The following is a 16,861-nucleotide window of genomic DNA, read 5'->3' on the forward strand; positions in this document are numbered from 1 at the left end:
ATGCTGCGCAAAATACTGATCGCCAACCGTGGTGAAATTGCCTGCCGCGTGATTGAAACCGCACGCAGCATGGGCATCCAAACCGTCGCGGTTTATTCCGACGCGGATGCCAATGCCCTGCATGTCCGACGGGCCGACGAGGCCTATCACATAGGCGGTCCAGCCCCGAAAGACAGCTATTTGCGCGTTGATCGTTTGCTTGATGTCATTGCACAATCGGGGGCAGATGCGGTTCACCCGGGTTATGGTTTCCTGTCGGAAAATGCAGGGTTTGCAGATGCCCTTGAAAAAGCGGGCTGTGTCTTTGTTGGCCCACCGGCAAGTGCGATCCGCGCGATGGGATCGAAATCCGAAGCCAAGAAAATCATGGGCAAGGCGGGTGTTCCGCTGGTTCCCGGTTATCACGCCGAAGATCAGGACCCGGATCTTCTGGCCGCAGAAGCAGACAAGATCGGATATCCGGTTCTGATCAAGGCATCGGCGGGTGGCGGCGGCAAAGGCATGCGCGCGGTTGAAAAATCCGCCGATTTCAAGGATGCCCTTGTCAGTTGCAAACGAGAAGCCGCCAGCAGCTTTGGCGACGATCATTGCCTGATTGAAAAGCTGATCGTCAAGCCGCGCCATGTCGAAATTCAGGTCTTTGCCGATAGTCATGGCAATGCGGTTTACCTCTTTGAACGCGACTGTTCCCTGCAACGTCGCCACCAGAAAGTCATTGAAGAGGCCCCGGCCCCGAACATGCCCGAAGATCTTCGGGCACAGATGGGCAAGGCCGCCGTTGATGCCGCAAAGGCGATTGGTTATCAGGGGGCTGGTACGGTCGAATTCCTGCTAGATGCGTCTGGTGCGTTCTATTTCATGGAAATGAACACACGCCTTCAGGTCGAACATCCAGTGACCGAGATGATCACCGGCGAAGACCTTGTCGAATGGCAATTGCGTGTTGCTGACGGTGAAAAGCTGCCCAAGGCACAGGAAGAACTGACCATTAACGGTCATGCCTTCGAAGTCCGACTGTATGCCGAAGACCCGCACAATGATTTCCTGCCCGCCACCGGCACACTTGTGCATATGCGCATGCCCGCGGCCAATGATCACGTGCGGATAGATACCGGCGTTTACGAAGGCGGTGAGGTTTCCATTCATTATGACCCGATGATCGCAAAGCTGATCACCTGGGATACGGATCGCACATCAGCACTGCGCCGGATGGCAACCGCACTTAACGATGTACAGATTGTCGGCGTGACAACCAATACCGGTTTTCTTGCCAATATTGCGCGTCATCCGGCCTTTGAACGCGGCGAAGTCGAAACCGGTTTCATCGGCCAGTATCTTGACGATCTGATCCCTGCCCCGGCGGTGCCTGATAATGACGCATTGGCCTTTGCCACCCTTGATATTCTGATGCGTCGCGATGCCGAGGCCAAAAGCCATGCAGCGCAAAGCAGCGACCCCTATTCCCCGTGGCACAGCACATCGGGATGGCGGATGAATGATGACAACCACCATAATCTGATCCTGCGCCATGACGGTGCAGAACTGAAAATCAGGGTGCATTACCGCACGCACGGTTATGTCATCGATATGCCTGACGGCAATTCGGTTACGGCCCATGCCGAATTCGGCGGTAATGGGACCATTCATGCAACACTTGATCAGGTGCGCAAACGCGCAAGTGTCCTTCACGATGGCAATCGACTGACGATCTTCCGCGATGGACGTTCTGACCGGTTGGAGATTTTTGATCCGGTTGCCGCCGCAGGCGGGCAGGAAGGTGCCGGTGGCGGGTTAACAGCGCCGATGCCCGGTAAAATCATTGCCGTTCTGACGGAACCGGGGCAATCTGTTGCTGCAGGCGACAAGCTTGTGGTGATGGAAGCAATGAAAATGGAACACACTATTTCAGCACCGGTTTCGGGCTCGGTCCGCGAGATATTCTTTGCCGTTGGCGATCAGGTTGATGATGGCGCGGAATTGATCGCCATAGAGGAGGCCGAATAGAATGCCCCGCCTTTCGGTTTTGCCCGCGCGTGTCAAAATCGTCGAAGTCGGTCCGCGTGACGGGTTGCAGAACGAAAAGGCGATGGTTGCGACCGACATCAAGGTCGAACTGATACACCGCCTTTGCAATGCAGGCCTTTCGGTGATCGAAGCCACCGCCTTTGTCAGCTCGAAATGGGTCCCGCAAATGGCCGATGCATCCGACGTCATGGCCCGTATTTTGCGTAAACCGGGCGTCACCTATCCGGTTCTGGCCCCCAACCTCAAAGGGCTTGAAGCCGCCATCGCAGCAGGTGCAACCGAAGTTGCAGTTTTTGGTGCGGCATCGGAGAGCTTTTCGCAGAAGAATATCAATTGTTCCATCGCTGAGAGCCTTGATCGGTTCCGTCCGGTGGTCGCCGCAGCGCGTGATGCCAACATCGCCGTGCGCGGGTATGTTTCCTGTGTTCTTGGATGCCCTTACGAGGGTGAAATTGCCCCACAGAAGGTTACAGACGTCGCCAAAGCCCTGTTTGATATGGGGGCTTATGAAATCAGTCTGGGCGATACCATCGGCACTGGCACACCCGGCAAAGCACAGGCCATGATCGAAGCCGTTGCAAATCAGGTTGCCATCGAAAAACTTGCCGCCCACTTCCATGATACATATGGCCAGGCATTGGCAAATCTTCTGGCCGTATTGCAGATGGGGGTTGCCACGATTGATAGCTCCGTCGCCGGTCTTGGCGGATGCCCCTATGCCAAAGGGGCCAGTGGCAATGTTGCGACCGAAGACGTCGTCTATATGCTGAACGGTCTTGGCATCGAAACCGGTGTCGACCTTGAAAAGCTTGCAGAAACAGGTAGCTGGATTACCGGAAAAATCGGCCGCCAGTCCGGATCAAAGGCCAATCTGGCGCTTGCCGCCAAACGCGACACTGTCGGGATCTGATCGCATGGCCGCCGCCGAGACATATCGTTTCCGGCGGGCCGTCCCCAGCGATTTGCCCATGATACGACGCTGGTTGCGGGTACCCGAAGTGGCGCGATGGTGGGGTGCACCGGACGAGCAGATCGAACTGATCACCGAAGATATCGAGCTGCCGGAAATGGCAACGCTGATTGTATCCTATCGCAATCGACCATTTGCCTTTGCCCAGCATTATGACGCGCATCAGTGGCCGCAGCCCCATTTTGCTCACCTTCCCAAGGGCACACGATGCATTGATGCCTTTATTGGCGTGCCCGACATGATGGGATGCGGCCACGGCAAAATGTTTTTGCGATTATTGGCGCAAATGCTGATCGAACGCGGCGCACCAATGGTCGCGATTGACCCGGATCCGGAAAATGTGCGGGCGCGAAAAAGTTACGAGGCCGCCGGTTTCATCGGTAATACCGAATATGAAACCGGCGATGGTCCGTGTGTGTTGATGCAGTTTAAACAAAACGAAGATTAAGCTGCCTTGACCGCTGTCAGGAAAGATTCAACTTTCAGACGCAAGGTTTCTGCCTGCTCAGACAGCTCACCCGATGCATTCAACACTTGCTCGGCAGCGGCACCGGTTGATGTCGCCGCCTCGTTAACACCATGAATGTTTTCGGTTACCTCGCTTGTTCCGGCTGACGCCTGCTGAACATTTCGGGTGATTTCTTCGGTGGCAGCCCCCTGCTGTTCCACAGCACTTGCAATCGTTGCTGCAATTTCGCTGATCTCAGCAATCGTACCGCCAATAGAGTCAATCGCAACCACCGCACCTTCTGTTTCCGCCTGAATTCCTGTGATCTGGGCAGTAATCTCTTCGGTTGCTTTTGATGTCGCGTTTGCGAGATTTTTGACCTCGGCAGCAACAACAGCAAAACCTTTCCCTGCCTCACCTGCCCGCGCAGCTTCAATCGTTGCATTCAATGCCAAAAGGTTGGTCTGCGCAGCAATATCGCTAATCAACCCGACCACATCACCAATCTTCTGGGCAGCTTCCGCAAGCCCGCGGACCTGAGCGTTGGTATTTTCCGCCTCGGAAACAGCCTTGTTTGCGACTTGCGATGATTGATTGACCTGATGACTGATCTCCGAAATCGAAGCACTCAATTCCTCGGATGCACTCGCAACGGTTTGAACATTGTTGGATGCCTGTTCAGCCGCCGCTGCAACCACAGTTGACTGACGATTGGTTTCTTCTGCCGTTGCTGTCATCGATGAAGCTGTTGCCTGCATTTCTGTTGCCGCAGATGATACGCTTTTCAGCACCAGAGACATGTCGGCATCGAAATCATTGGTAAGCTTCTCGATGACTTTCACGCGGGCTTCTCTTCGCTTTTGTGCCTCGGCCTCCTGTGCGGCAAGCTGTTCAGCCCGGATCATGTTTTCTTTGAAAACCAGCACGGCTTTGGCCATATCGCCGATTTCATCCTTATGATCCTGCCCGGGGATTGGTGTTTGTTTATCGCCGGCGGCAAGAACCGTCATGGCTTCCGTAATATTCCGGATAGGATTGGATATTCCCGTCCCAATCAGCCAAGCAGCACCAATACCGCAAACCACCGCAGCAACTGAAATTGACGTCACAAGCATGATGGTATTCTGGATATCCTCGGTAACCATCGGCCCGAGCTTATCCTGCTCTTGCCTGATTTCAAGTTTCAGGTTTTCAAGATTGGATGCAACCTCTGGACCGATACGGTCCAGACCTTCAATAACAAGCTGGTCTCTTTGAGGATCACCAGCCGGAATTTTGACAACTGATTGAAAGACTTGAAGATAGTCAGCCAAATCATCGTTCGTTTCCTCGATCAGGGCTTTTCGCGCACCCTGATCAACCAGCGTGCCGAGTTTTTCATTCAATTCAGATGCTGTTTGCAGACGCGTAAGCACAGTGCTGATGGCTGTCTGCCGCCCGGTCAGCAGATAGTCCCTAACGCCAACCCTGGCTTCGAGCATGTTGGCCTGTACCCGGCCTGCCTCGTTAGACTGTATTGCAATAGATCGGTATCTATCAAAATCGCTACCTATCCCGGTTAACGTGACGAACCCCAGTATGGATATCGACACCAGAAGCAAAAGAACGAGCCCGAAGCCACCAAAGATTTTAGGCGCTATTTTAAGTCTTTTTAAAATTGACATGTTTCCCTCCAAAGATGCAAACGCACTCCTTTATGTTGTTTGGCAGGGAATAAATTCAACCAGAACAGCTGTGTTCAGACAGCAAAAGAAAACCGCACTTTAGCGGGCCATTTTCAGGGCATTGAGCGCCGTCAGCGGAATATTCTTTGGTTATAAAATCTTAGAACTACCATAAGCTGTCTGCAAGCCACCCTCCCTATCAGATGCCCCCATCCGGCGGGCCAGACGGTAACTGACAATTCCGGTAATGGTTCCAAAAAGAACAATTCCGGCGGCCTGCCCGAACAAAACACCGGTTGCGCCCAAATAATAACTGCCAAGCCATACCAGCGGGATCACCCCCAGCAGTTCCTTCGCAAGATCGAAGACCATCGCGAGATTGGGACGCCCGGTAACGTTAAAAAAGGTATGTGATGAAAATTGCAGACCGAGGAACATATAAAAGGGTGCTGTAAAACTGCAAAAAATCGATAGATACGCCGTTGTTTGATCGGTCGCGCTGAAAAGCATCGCAATCTGGCTTTGAAACAGGAACAGGGCAGCGCAGACAGTAACCCCGTAAACCGCCACCAATCCCCAGACATTATGCCAGATGCTGCGCACCCGTTCGGCCTTTGCCGCAGCAAAATTCTGGCCGATGATCGGGCCGATTGCCTGGGGTAACGCCATGTAGCCAACAAAGACGAATGGCGCGATACGTTCAATGATCGCCATGGCGGCCACCGCATCGGGCCCATACTTTGCCATGCTGGACATGATAAAGGCGCTGGCAATTGGCGGGCCAACCTTTGCCAATCCGACTGGTACGGTTACACGGGCAATATCACGGATGTCCTTGCGGAAAAGATTTGCATCAAACTGGCCAAGCATGTGATGAACGTTTCGAACACCGTAAAAGGCAACTGCCATGATTACGATCCGTGACACGACGGTTGCCCATGCCGCCCCTTCGACACCCCAATCAAAACCAAAGATGAAAATCGGATCGAGGACTGCATTGACCGCCGCCCCGGCCATTTTCGACCACATGGCACGCTGCTTTGCCCCGATGGCACGCAACAACGCGCCCGATGACATGCTAAGCACCAGAACCGGCAAGCACAGGATCACGATCTGCACATAAGTGATGCCGATATCACGGGCCTTGCCGGTCGCCCCGAACATATCAAGCATCCAAGGTGCCGACAGCCACAAGACGACCGTCATCACGCCCGATAGCACAAAACCGAATACCAGAACATGTGTGGCATAGACTTTTGCCCTGTCCCGATCACCTAGCCCCTCAGCACGGGAAACAAGTGCTGTCATTGCGGTCGATATGCCAAGCGACACGGCAAGTGTGAAAAAGATAATCGGCCATGCAAAGCCAAGACCGGCAATGATTTCCACATCCCTCAGAAGGCTCAGGAAAAACAGATCAAGCGCATCAACCAGAACCATCGCCACCAGCGCAAGCATGCTGGTATGCGCCATTGAAAAGATGTGACGCAGGATTGAACCAGAGACAAAATATTGCGACTGCATAGCCATCGAATTTCACACTATGCAGAGCTGAGAAGCGCGTTCAGCCATCATTATTTGGCCGCAGGATAAATTCAAATTCGCGTTCTTCGGTGGTTGCACAATCATCCCCGGAAAGCAGCGGCATGCGTGAAAGTCCTTCGCGGTTCACTGACGATGCCGATATTCTGGCGGCATCCGGGCCGATTTTCCATTTGGCGGCAATCACGCTGGGATTTTCGGCATCGAACTCGTCCAGCTTGCGCCCGATGCGAGACTGCAAAACCGGCGCATAAGGAAATTTCTGCTGGGTCCAGAAACGTTTAGAAGGCTGAAAATATCCAACTTCGTCCAGAAACGAGACACCAAAATAATAACAGGACTCAAGCGAGTTATAGAAACGACTGTCAGGGACGAAGCTGCCATCGCGCTTAAGGGAATGCCCAACACACCAATCAAGCATGGCGGCAATCTGTTCGCGCGCCAAGGCCCGTTCTGCCGACTGCATATGCGGCCACCCATAGCGAAAGATTTTCGCGACATCATAGTTGTTGTGATTATTAAATTCACCGCGGCTGAGCCATCCTTGCGGATATTCCATCTGGCGGCTTTCAAGAGTGGTGCGGATGATATCGGACCAATGCCCGACGCGCCCCTTGCGATATGACACGATATGAAAAGTATAGCTGAGATCATCGTAACGATGGGTTTTGCCATCCGAAATGTACCAAGGGCCCCAGTAACCGGTTTCGGGGTTCTGGATTTCATCAAGGAATTCGCGGAAGGCATCAACATAGCTTTGATCAAGATCGATGCCGCGCACATGTTTCTGCGCATAGCGTCGCAAGGACGGCTTGAAACAAAGCTGCGCCAGACAGCAGATCACACTGCCGAATTCATCGCGCTGATTGCGCCCGGTGGTGGCAATATCGGAAACAAGAAGCTTTTCCAGATAGTTTCGCATTGCCGGAGCCGTTGCAATCGGTTCGAGGAAATGCAGCGGATAACGCGGCGCGCGGCCTTCATTGGACAATTCATGCAAACGCACGATGGTTGCATCAAATTTGTGGTGGAATTCGTTATATTTCCAACCCCACGAACCATCAACCGAAGACTGAGTTGCGACATAGCTTTGGTCAACATCGTCAAAGCTGTTTTCCAGTCTGTCGACAAGTTGGTCAAGTTCCGGCCAGTATGCCGTGTATCGCGCCAGCCATTTGGCGTAGATATACAATTGCTGGGACGCCAGCATTGTCCGGCTATATTCGGAAAATTTACGCAACGCCAGCGATAGCGCCCCCAGATAATCGATATATTTGAGCGCCTTGTCCTGATAGCCGTGATCGTAACGCGTAAAATCCCGCGTAATCACGCAGCTATCACCAATCCCTGCCAGGCTTTGCTCAATCGACATTGGTTGCCTTTTCCTGTTGAACCCAGAAATGCGAACCTGCTTCCTTGCATCGGCCGTTACCGATGCCAACTGTCAGGAGACGCGTGAATTCCCCAATCCGCTTGGCAGGATTGCATCCTGTTGTTGGGACTGATGTTTTCGGGCTCTCCTTTTTAGCCTGAAGGACAACCAAGCATTTTACAATGGTTGCCACGCAAAGGCACTTAAACAGCTAATAAGTGTATAGCTTGAAACCGATCAAAACACCACTCTAAAGGTGAACTCTGGACGGATTTTCATATACAAAGGAATAATCATTGAGCCGCCAATATCAATTCCCTGCCCAGAAATGACGACTGGGGTACCGCGATCAATGACAGAAAATACCGGCATTATAAGGGCAAAAGAAAAGACGCCCGCAACGGGCGCCTTAACGGAAATGCTATTTAAAGCTTGGCTTGATCAAATCAGATGAAATCAGGACGCCGATTTAAGAGCCGTCCGACGCCGTTCACGAAGCGATCCAGCCGTAACCCGCCCATCCCCTGTCGGTTGATAATAAACCGTCATTTCCTTTAATGCGGCGCGCACTTTTGTCAGCGATACATCGTCGTCATTTTTCAACTCATATGCGTCAAATCCGCAGCGATGCATGTAAAGAATCTGGTCGCGCAACACGTCACCGATTGCACGAAGTTCACCCTTGAAACCAAGACGTTCGCGCAGAACACGTGCATAGGAATATCCACGCCCGTCGGTATAGGCCGGGAAATTGACGGCGATGATCGAAAGACGATCCAGATCGTTTGCCAGATCTTCCGGCGCATCGCCGGGGTTAAGCTGCACGCCAAGACCACCATTGCGGCCGATCAGCGTTTCGCGTTCTTCCTTGAAACGCGCAAGAGGCACGATAATGTTTTCCTCCCCCGGCGGAAGGTCGGCTTCGGCGTCAATCGTGATCCATTCCTGATCAATCACACTGTCATTCTTAACGATCGCCATAAAGCACCTCCTTGAACGGGTCCATGCCGACACGGCGATAGGTATCGATAAAACGTTCGCCGGTTTCGCGAATGCCAAGATATTTGGTCACCAGACTTTCAATGGCATCGACGACTTCGGCCTCGGAGAAACCGGCACCGGCGATTTTACCGATTTCGGCATTCTCACTGGCGTCGCCGCCAAGGGTGATCTGATAGAATTCCTTGCCACGTTTATCGAGGCCCAGAATCCCGATATGACCAACATGGTGATGTCCGCAGGCATTGATGCAACCGGAAATCTTGATCTTGAGTTCGCCAATATCATGCTGGCGGTCCAGATCGGAAAAACGTTCCGAAATGCGCTGTGACAGGGGGATCGAACGCGCCGTTGCCAGCGCACAATAATCCAGCCCCGGGCAGGAAATGATGTCGGTAACATAGCCAAGGTTTGCCGTCGCCAGATTGGCATTTTTCAGCTCCGCCCAAAGCGAGAACAAATCGGCTTTTTTCACGTGCGGCAAAACCAGATTCTGTTCGTGGGTTACACGGACATCACCAAAGCTGTATTGTTCGGACAGATCGGCAACCAGTTCCATCTGGGTATCGGTTGCATCGCCCGGAATACCACCAATCGGCTTCAGCGATACGTTGGCAATCGCATAACCCGGTTGCTTGTGCGCAATGACGTTCGAACGCACCCAGTTGAAGAATTCCCGGTTTTCGGCCTTACGACGTTCAAACTCGGCATCATCGTCAGAAAGGGTTTCAAATGCCGGCGGTGCAAACTGTTCGATATAATGCGCAATTTCGGCATCATCGACTCGCAGTGATCCGTCCTTGATCTGCGCCCATTCTTCCTCGACCAGGCGCTGCATTTCCTCGACCCCGATTTCATGGACGAGGATTTTGATGCGTGCCTTGTACTTATTGTCACGACGGCCAAAGCGGTTATAAACCCGCAGGATCGCCTCAAGATACGAAAACAGATCGTTCTTGCCGATAAAGTCACGCACGGTTTTACCAACGAATGGCGTGCGACCAAGACCACCGCCCACGATGACCTCGAACCCGACCTCGCCCGCATCATTCTGATGCATGCGAAGTCCGATATCATGGACCTTTACTGCGGCACGGTCATTTGGCGACCCGGTCACCGCGATTTTGAATTTGCGCGGCAGATAGGTGAATTCCGGATGGAACGTTGACCACTGGCGGATCAGTTCGCAATAGGGCCGCGGATCTTCGATCTCGTCGGCGGCTGCCCCTGCGTACTGGTCGGTTGTCGTGTTGCGGATGCAGTTGCCCGATGTTTGAATCGCATGCATTTCGACCTTGGCAAGATCAAGCAATGCATCGGGAATTTCATCAAGCTTCGGCCAGTTATACTGGATATTCTGCCGGGTCGTGAAATGTCCGTATCCCTTGTCATAACGACGCGCGATATAGCCAAGCTGGCGCAATTGCTCCGCGCGCAACGTTCCATAGGGAACAGCAACGCGCAGCATGTAGGCATGCAGTTGAAGGTAAACACCGTTCATCAGGCGCAGTGGGCGAAACTGGTCTTCGGTAATATCGCCCGAAAGACGACGTTTTACCTGTTCACGGAACTGCTCGGTACGTTCCAGCACCAGCTGGCGGTCAAAATCATCATAGCGATACATGACGTATCCTCTCCTTACCCGGCCTGATAGCCGAGATCCTGCCGCACACTGGGACCCTTGGTGCGCAGAACTTCACGGTATTTTGTCGGAACCAGTCCACCGTCCTGTTGTTCCACCTCAATCAGATAAGGTCCGACAATGACAGTATCGAGCTCAGGTGCACTGGCCTCTGCCAGCAAGGCGTCACCCGCCTCTTTTCCGTCGGCAACGCGAGACTGATTGATGTCTTCACTCCAACCGCCTTCCGCGGTCAGGAAAACCACCAACCCGTCACCAAGACGGTTTGCCGTGACAACTTGCAGGGACATTCGGTTCTCTCAGCCTGTAAATCTCTCTGGTGATGCCCTGTCTACGGACATTTTCTGCACCAGAATTTGGATGATTACCGACTATTGGTCAAGTTTTTTTGTGAAATACATAAAAATACAAATTATTAGTGTTATTAATACTCAGCACTTGACCAAATTCCCCATGACTTCTAGGTCAGATAACATCCTGTCTCGCCTGAAAGAACATGACCAAGCCATGCCCCTCCATCTGATCAAACTAAGTGTTGGTACGGAAAGCCCCGAAACCCTGCGCCAATGGCAGGCCTATTTCGGGAACCTTCATGGACGAATTTATCATACCACCCGAATGACTCCGAAACGCAAAGCGGAAATACTGGCCGGCGGATCGATCTATTGGGTGATCAAGGGGGCAATTCGCGCACGTCAGCGCATTGTCGATCTGGAAGAATTCATTGACGATGAAGGCATCAAGCATTGCCGCATCGTCCTGGACCCGGAACTTTTCGAAACTCGCACATGGCCGCATCGCGCCTTTCAGGGGTGGCGTTACCTTTCAGAAGACAAATGTCCGCCGGATGAAAAGCAGGCCGATGGCGCAGAAGCACTTCCCGAAGACATGGCAGATGAATTGCGCGAGCTCGGCCTTCTCTGAGCCGGATTACGATTTTCCCGGATCGGGGGTGATGACAGTCAAGGCCGGCTGGTTTTCCTCGATATCCTTGAGGGTTGCGGCAACTTCGTCCTTCAGCCAGCGAATAAAGGATTGTACACGCGGCCGGTTCAGGTTTTCCTCGGGACAGGTCAGATAATAGGCGTAACTTGACGCAACAGTTTGCGGAAATGGGCGAACAAGCAAACCGGCTTTCAGGTCCTGCGCGGCAAGACTGGTTCGCGCCATGCCAACCCCGTGCCCCATCAGTGCTGCCTGAATGACCATGTCGCCGGAATTGAAACGAAGCCCGCGTCGCAAATCAATTCCCTTAACCCCGACACCTTCCAGCCAGAATTGCCAATCCGCAGCGCGCGGTTGCTCAATATGCGATGTGGCGTCATGCAGAAGCTGATGACCGGCAATATCCGCAGGCCGGTTCAGCGGCGGACTTGATGCCAGATAATCCGGGCTGCAAACCGGGAAAACTTCATCACGCATCAGCAGTTCGGTATAAAGATTGGGATACCGGCCTCGGCCGAAACGAACAGCAAGATCAATACCTTCATTGCGGAAATCAACCAATCGATCATCAGCGTGGATGCGAACATCAATATCAGGATGTGCTTCACGAAAATGCCCAAGCCGCGGCACCAGCCATTTGACAGCGAAAGATTGCAATACGCTGACGGTAACAACACCGGCTTCTTCCACAGCGCGAAGGCTGTCGATTTCGCCTGCGATGCGTGAAAAGCCTTCAAACGTTGCCCGCGCCAGACGATCCCCCTCCTCGGTCAGTTGCAACCGCCTTGGCAAACGGAAAAACAAACGAAATCCAAGATATTCTTCGAGCTGACGGATCTGCTGACTGATCGCCCCTTGGGTAACAAAAAGTTCCTCGGCAGCGCGGGTAAAGTTCAAATGTCGCGCAGCGGCATCGAAGGCACGCAAAGACTGCAATGGGGGTAAGCGCATGTTCACCTCAAATCCACAATCATTAGATAATCTAATACATAACCCGAGAAATACTCGTTTGTCACCTACCTGATTTAAGAGGAGTATGGCTTCAACAAACGTAACCTCCATTAGAAGAACTCAATTCAGGAGAACGATTATGGCACATGCATATTGCCAGACGCCTTCTGGCCATACCAACACCAGAGCCACAAACCCGCCAACCACATCGCTGCAAAACGTTATCAACACAGTATTCAGCACAATCGCGGATACGCTTGCCAAACGCGCACAGCGCCGTGCTCTCATGCGGCTAAGTGACGCCCAGCTTTCTGATATCGGTCTGTCGCGAAGTGATGCCGAGGCCGAATACCGGAAATCCTATCCGCTTTGACATCGCCCCACCTGCGCCATGATCGAAATCCTATCCGTGAACCGGATTTGATCTACCTCCTTGCGCCCCCTTTCGATCATGGCGCATTTATGCCACTGTAATTTCCCATTAAAGTTGCAGGGCATCTCCAGTATGGCGGCGAAACAGAAAGACAACCCGACGAAAAAGACGGAAAGCGGTGACAATTCGATCCGCAAGGCGGTGAAAAATACGGCGCGCAGCCGCAGGGCTTCGAAACAGCATCCCGATCTTTCCAGCCTTGATAGCGAAGCCCGCGATCGTTTTTTACTTGATGCTGAAAGCATGACGATGGATCGCCTTGATGATCGCCCGTCAAAGAAAAGCATTTCCCCGCAATCAGATACCCCCGGAGAGTATGTCCCGCCTGACATCGACGCCGATCCCAAAGCACGCGTGAAAAAGATGCATGGCAAACAGTATCTTGAACTCATTGCGCCATTGCATATCGAACTTCTCAAGCTGCAAAACTGGGTTAAGGCTGAGAACATCAAATCACTGGTGATTTTCGAAGGCCGTGATGCCGCTGGAAAAGGTGGCACGATAAAACGCTTCACAGAACATCTGAACCCGCGTGGCGCACGTGTGGTTGCGCTCGGGAAACCGAATGACCGGGAACTGACTCAATGGTATTTCCAGCGCTACGTTGAACATCTGCCATCTGGCGGCGAAATCGTCCTGTTTGACCGGTCCTGGTATAACCGGGCGATGGTTGAACGTGTCATGGGATTCTGCAACATGTTCGAAGTCAGCGAATTCCTGCAATCGGTCCCGGCGCTCGAGCGCATGCTGATCCGTTCCGACATTCACATGACCAAGTTCTATTTTTCGGTCAGTAAAAAAGAACAGGCGCGCCGGTTTGATCAGCGCAAACAAGACCCGCTTAAACAATGGAAACTAAGCCCCGTTGATCTGGCATCGCAAAATCTTTGGGATGCCTACACCGAAGCAAAGACCGAGATGTTTTTCCATACCTCGACCACCGACAGTCCTTGGATCATTGTCAAATCCGATGACAAGAAACGTGCGCGCGTCAATGCCATCCGGTATTACCTGTCCCAGTTCGAATATCCGGGGAAACGATCAGAACTTCTGACCTATGATCGCCGGATCATCCACACCGTAAGCGAGGAACTGGCACTCGACGACTGAGATATGACCGATATGTATTCCGGATCGTGGAAACATTGTCTCCGTGACATTCCCTTGCATTGACATTCGGAAGGCTGCCTCCTTTACTGGTAACACCAATTACACGGGAGGCACGAAATGGCAAAATGTGCATTTATCGGGCTGGGCGTCATGGGCTATCCCATGGCCGGCCACCTGCAAAAGGCAGGGCACGACGTTACTGTTTTCAACCGTACCGCCGCAAAGGCAGATAAATGGGCGGGCGAATATGGCGGAAAATCCGCCCCTACCCCGGCCGAAGCCGCCAACGGGGCAGAATTTGTTTTTATTTGCGTTGGCAATGACGACGATCTGCGAAGCGTCGTCCTCGGCGATACCGGAGCTCTTGCCGGGGCGGCAAAAAATGCTGTGATGATTGACAACACAACAGCATCAGCCGATGTCGCCCGCGAACTATATGCCGCCGCCAAAGATGCCGGTGTTTCCTTTATCGATGCCCCCGTATCGGGCGGACAGGCGGGTGCTGAAAACGGCATTCTTACCGTCATGTGCGGCGGTGATCAGGCGGCATTTGACCGCGCGGCACCGGTTATTGACGCGTTTGCGCGCTCCTGCAAACTGATGGGTGAAAGCGGATCGGGCCAACTGACCAAGATGGTGAATCAGATTTGCATCGCAGGCCTTGTTCAGGGTCTTTCCGAAGGTGTGAATTTCGGTCGCAAGGCTGGCCTTGATATGGAAAAGGTTCTTGATGTGATTTCGAAAGGTGCCGCTGGCAGCTGGCAGATGGAAAACCGAGGCAAGACAATGGTCGAAGACAAGTTTGACTTTGGCTTTGCCGTTGACTGGATGCGTAAAGATCTTGGCATCTGCCTTGAAGAATCGAAGCGCAATGGCGCGCGCCTGCCGGTAACCGCGCTTGTTGATCAATTCTATGCGCAGGTTCAGGAGCGTGGAGGAAACCGTTGGGATACATCCAGCCTGATTGATCTTCTGGCGCGTGGATAAGCAGCACCGCAGACCTTTCAAAACACACAAAAAACGCGGCCTTTTGCAGGGCCGCGTTTTTTGACAATTTATCGCAATTAGAGCCCCGCGCGCAAAAGTGGCTCCACCTGATCCCTATACACAGCAAGCTTACCGTCACTGAAATAGCCCACGGCGCATTCAAGAACAGTATCACGCTGCAATTCCTTGGCTTTGGCCTCGCCATCGCCTTCGGCGTCCAACGGATTATCATTTGTTGCAGATTTGCCGATACGGGTAACCTCTATATCGCGTTCGCAACTTGCTGCATCCATTGATGCAAGAACCTTGCGCGGATCGCGGCGACGCGGCGGCAAGGCGTGCTCAAGGTCAACCTCCCGCTCGAACTCTTCGGCATCAGGAAGTTTGACTTCGATATCCGGGACAACACCATTGCCCTGCACGATGTGGTTTTCCGGCGTCGTGTAATAACCAGTCGTGATTTTAAGACCACCGCCAGAAGTCAGCGGCATGATGCGTTGCATTGAACCTTTACCAAACGACTGTTCGCCGATGATGACACCTCGCCCGTTTTCACGCAGGGCGGCCGCCATCAATTCGGCGCCCGACGCCGATCCACGGTCAAGCAGAATAGCCATGGGCGCACCGTCAAAATAATCGCTGCTGTCTGCTTCATAGCTGCGTAATTTACGTTCGCCCCGCCCTTCGGTCGCAACAATCAGCCCCTTGCTCAGGAATTGATCGGCGATATCAGCGGCACTATCAAGCAATCCACCCGGGTTGCGTCGCAAATCAACGATTACGCCCCGCGGTGCCCCGATCCTGTTTTCCAGCATTTCAAGATATTCGCGTGTCTGATCCAATGTGCTGGCATCAAAACGCGACACACGGATGTAGGCCAGATCGTTATCGATGATTGATGCGGTAACCGACGGCACCTCGATCCGTGCACGTTTCACGGTGACGTCAAAGTTTTCCTGCTTGCGCTGTATCGACAGTGTCACCGGGTCTCCGATGCGACCGCGCATAAGACGGACAGCCTCGGCAATGGGCTCGCCCTTCATTTCATGACCATCAATATGCGTGATCCGGTCATTGGGTTGCAGGCCAGCCCGTGCGGCAGGTGTATCGTCAATCGGTGACACGATACGGATCAGCTTGTCCTCGTCCTGCGAAATCACGATGCCAACACCGGCAAAACTTCCCTCGGTACTTTCCTGTAAACGGCGGAACATATCGTCGGTCATATATGCGCTATGCGGGTCCAGGTCGTGCAGGCTTTCGTCGAGTACTGCACCAACGATGCCGTCTGGCGTGTGATCATCAGTTTCAAGATTTGGCAAACTGGCAATCGCACGCTCGACAAACGCCGGGCGATCAATATTTTCCACATAGGTATCGGAGAGAACCTGAACCGCTTCGACGAACAGTTTATCGGCGCGATCATATTGGTCGCTGGTCGCACTTTCGTCGACATAGTCGCGGTAGGCATCCAGAAACTGCTGTTCATCATCGCTTGGCCAAACCGGACCGGCACACGCCACCAACCTCGTTCCGGCAAATGAAATCACCACCGCAAGCAAAATTGGTAATATTCCTTTGCGCAGCACCGCCATACTCCTGTGTTTTCTTGTTCTTCAGATCGTGTCCCGATCACCGGAAGGGCAGTCTAGCTTGCCAAAGCCCGAATGGCGACCCTGCAACGGTTTTCACACCTGATTTATATCGGAACCATTATATATTACCGCCAGTAGTGCGGCGCAACACTCACTGGTTTTCCAGAAGAACATCCAA

At 52.9% G+C, this 16,861-nt stretch carries 15 protein-coding genes; 7 read left to right on the forward strand and 8 right to left on the reverse strand.

All coding sequences use genetic code 11. The features are described from left to right. The 3 genes from IT971_RS12835 to IT971_RS12845 are packed head-to-tail and all read left to right on the forward strand — an operon-like array spanning position 1 to position 3,443. Entirely contained in the window at positions 1 to 2,004 is a 2,004-nt protein-coding gene (locus IT971_RS12835; protein ID WP_063095682.1) for an acetyl/propionyl/methylcrotonyl-CoA carboxylase subunit alpha, read from the forward strand. A 1-nt stretch (position 2,005) separates the two neighbouring features. Then, positions 2,006 to 2,935, forward strand: coding sequence for a hydroxymethylglutaryl-CoA lyase (locus IT971_RS12840; RefSeq protein ID WP_063095677.1), 930 nt, complete (start codon positions 2,006 to 2,008; stop codon positions 2,933 to 2,935). A gap of 4 nt (positions 2,936 to 2,939) precedes the next feature. Continuing rightward, the gene (locus IT971_RS12845; RefSeq protein WP_037987999.1) at positions 2,940 to 3,443 is read left to right on the forward strand and encodes a GNAT family N-acetyltransferase; all 504 of its coding nucleotides are present in this window, start codon (positions 2,940 to 2,942) and stop codon (positions 3,441 to 3,443) included. Here the strand turns inward: IT971_RS12845 and IT971_RS12850 are convergent. The 6 genes from IT971_RS12850 to IT971_RS12875 all read right to left on the reverse strand — a co-directional run bounded on the left by IT971_RS12850 (position 3,440) and on the right by IT971_RS12875 (position 10,952). Beyond that, positions 3,440 to 5,107, reverse strand: coding sequence for a methyl-accepting chemotaxis protein (locus IT971_RS12850; RefSeq protein ID WP_063095667.1), 1,668 nt, complete (start codon positions 5,105 to 5,107; stop codon positions 3,440 to 3,442). The two genes, IT971_RS12845 and IT971_RS12850, sit on opposite strands and share 4 nt — an antisense overlap. A gap of 150 nt (positions 5,108 to 5,257) precedes the next feature. Further along, the gene (locus IT971_RS12855) at positions 5,258 to 6,637 is read right to left on the reverse strand and encodes an MATE family efflux transporter (protein ID WP_223305142.1); all 1,380 of its coding nucleotides are present in this window, start codon (positions 6,635 to 6,637) and stop codon (positions 5,258 to 5,260) included. 34 nt (positions 6,638 to 6,671) lie between these two features. After that, positions 6,672 to 8,021, reverse strand: coding sequence for a hypothetical protein (locus IT971_RS12860; protein WP_063095665.1), 1,350 nt, complete (start codon positions 8,019 to 8,021; stop codon positions 6,672 to 6,674). Positions 8,022 to 8,477: 456 nt separating this feature from the next. Continuing rightward, positions 8,478 to 9,002, reverse strand: a complete 525-nt coding sequence (locus IT971_RS12865) for a DUF934 domain-containing protein (protein WP_063095663.1) — start codon at positions 9,000 to 9,002, stop codon at positions 8,478 to 8,480. Further along, positions 8,989 to 10,644 carry a nitrite/sulfite reductase gene (locus IT971_RS12870; protein WP_063095662.1) on the reverse strand — a complete coding sequence of 552 codons (1,656 nt, stop codon included), beginning with the start codon at positions 10,642 to 10,644 and terminating at the stop codon, positions 8,989 to 8,991. The genes IT971_RS12865 and IT971_RS12870 overlap by 14 nt, the downstream gene beginning before the upstream one ends. Before the next feature lie 14 nt (positions 10,645 to 10,658). Continuing rightward, on the reverse strand, positions 10,659 to 10,952 hold the full coding sequence (locus IT971_RS12875; protein WP_037987987.1) for a DUF2849 domain-containing protein: 294 nt from the start codon (positions 10,950 to 10,952) through the stop codon (positions 10,659 to 10,661). Positions 10,953 to 11,115: 163 nt separating this feature from the next. On the opposite strand from IT971_RS12875, the gene IT971_RS12880 reads away from it, so the two are divergent. Next, complete coding sequence (locus IT971_RS12880; RefSeq protein WP_223305144.1) at positions 11,116 to 11,586, forward strand: DUF1489 family protein; 471 nt, start codon at positions 11,116 to 11,118, stop codon at positions 11,584 to 11,586. Positions 11,587 to 11,592: 6 nt separating this feature from the next. Here IT971_RS12880 and IT971_RS12885 read toward each other — a convergent pair whose 3' ends face one another. Next, a complete protein-coding gene (locus IT971_RS12885; protein ID WP_007090334.1) occupies positions 11,593 to 12,558 on the reverse strand; it encodes a transcriptional regulator GcvA in 966 nt (321 codons plus the stop codon). A 139-nt stretch (positions 12,559 to 12,697) separates the two neighbouring features. Here IT971_RS12885 and IT971_RS12890 point away from each other — a divergent pair, with 139 nt between their 5' ends. The 3 genes from IT971_RS12890 to IT971_RS12900 all read left to right on the forward strand — a co-directional run bounded on the left by IT971_RS12890 (position 12,698) and on the right by IT971_RS12900 (position 15,088). Then, complete coding sequence (locus IT971_RS12890; protein ID WP_007090335.1) at positions 12,698 to 12,931, forward strand: DUF1127 domain-containing protein; 234 nt, start codon at positions 12,698 to 12,700, stop codon at positions 12,929 to 12,931. A gap of 132 nt (positions 12,932 to 13,063) precedes the next feature. Then, complete coding sequence (ppk2, locus tag IT971_RS12895) at positions 13,064 to 14,101, forward strand: polyphosphate kinase 2 (RefSeq protein ID WP_063095658.1); 1,038 nt, start codon at positions 13,064 to 13,066, stop codon at positions 14,099 to 14,101. A gap of 117 nt (positions 14,102 to 14,218) precedes the next feature. After that, positions 14,219 to 15,088 carry an NAD(P)-dependent oxidoreductase gene (locus IT971_RS12900; protein WP_063095657.1) on the forward strand — a complete coding sequence of 290 codons (870 nt, stop codon included), beginning with the start codon at positions 14,219 to 14,221 and terminating at the stop codon, positions 15,086 to 15,088. A gap of 77 nt (positions 15,089 to 15,165) precedes the next feature. Here IT971_RS12900 and IT971_RS12905 read toward each other — a convergent pair whose 3' ends face one another. After that, on the reverse strand, positions 15,166 to 16,683 hold the full coding sequence (locus tag IT971_RS12905) for a S41 family peptidase (RefSeq protein WP_063095656.1): 1,518 nt from the start codon (positions 16,681 to 16,683) through the stop codon (positions 15,166 to 15,168). Positions 16,684 to 16,861: the final 178 nt, after the last annotated feature.

Source organism: Thalassospira sp. B30-1 (assembly GCF_015767575.1).
GTDB classification, from domain to species: Bacteria; Pseudomonadota; Alphaproteobacteria; order Rhodospirillales; family Thalassospiraceae; genus Thalassospira; species Thalassospira xiamenensis.